This is a genomic window from Candidatus Pseudoscillospira sp. SGI.172 (genome assembly GCF_050313575.1).
Taxonomy (GTDB): domain Bacteria; phylum Bacillota; class Clostridia; order Oscillospirales; family Oscillospiraceae; genus Vermiculatibacterium.
This window is the reverse complement of record NZ_JBNPLQ010000080.1, coordinates 1-1,109: the sequence shown is the minus strand read 5'-3', so window position 1 is coordinate 1,109 and position 1,109 is coordinate 1. Positions and strand designations below refer to the sequence as shown.

Annotated in this window: 1 protein-coding gene; it reads right to left on the bottom strand. The window is 63.4% G+C overall.

Annotation, left to right across the window (positions count from 1 at the left end; all coding sequences use genetic code 11):
* The coding region (locus tag ACQRD3_RS13535) for an acyl-CoA dehydrogenase family protein (RefSeq protein ID WP_427781742.1) at positions 1–1,109 on the bottom strand (1,109 nt) is incomplete at both ends.

Here is a 1,109-nt window from a genome sequence, read left to right as displayed (position 1 = left end):
TGGATCTCGTTTGTGCCCTCATAGATCTGGGTGATCTTTGCGTCGCGCATCATGCGCTCCACATGGTATTCCTTCATGAAGCCGTTTCCGCCCAGCATCTGGACAGCCTCGGTGGCGACCTCCATGGCCACGTTGGTGCAGGTGAGCTTCGCCATGGCCGCGGGAATGGTGTAGGGCATGCCGTCTTCCTTGGCCTGGGCGGCCTTCCAGAGCATGAGCTCGGCGGCCTGGATCTTGGTCTGCAGCTCGGCCATCTTGAAGGCCAGGTACTGCTGCTTGGCGATGGGTTTGCCGAACTGCTCGCGCTCCATCATATACTTGCGGGCGGCCTCAAACGCGCCCTTGGCGATGCCCAGGCCCTGGGCCGCCACGCCGATCCGGCCGCCGTCCAGCGTCTTCATGGCCAGCTTGAAGCCCTCGCCGGGGGCGGCGATCATGTTCTCGGCAGGAACGCGGACGTTATCCAGGTGCATGTCGGAGACCTGAGCGGTGCGGATGCCCATCTTGTTCTCGACCTTGCCGACGGTGAATCCGGGGGTCCCCTTCTCCACCACGAACGCGGCCATGCCCTTGGTGCCCAGCGCGGGATCGGTCAGGGCGTAGATGACGGTGAAGTCGGCCAGAGGGCCGTTGGTGTTGAAGCACTTGCTGCCGTTGATGACATAGCTGTCGCCGTCTTTGACGGCCACGGTCTTGCAGCCGGCGGCGTCGGAGCCGGCGGTGTGCTCGGTCAGGCCGAAGGAGCCGATCTTCTCACCGTAGGTGATGGGGGCCAGGAATTTCTTCTTGATCTCGGTGGGGGCGGAAGAATTCACGATGCTGCCGCCGTACAGAGAGGTGTCCACGGAGAAGGCGATGCCGAAGGAGGCGTCCACCTTGGAGACCTCTTCCACCGCCAGGGCATAGGCCAGGTAGCTCCCGCCCAGGCCGCCCACTTCGGCGGCGTAGGGCAGGCCGTAGATGCCGGTCTTGCCGAATTTCCGAAACAGCTCCAGGGGGAACTCTCCGGATTCGTCCCGCTCAAGGATGCCGGGGGCCAGCTCCTTCTCGGCGAACTCGCGGGCCAGGGCCTCCATCTGCTTTTGGTCTTGTGTCAGTTCGAAATTCAT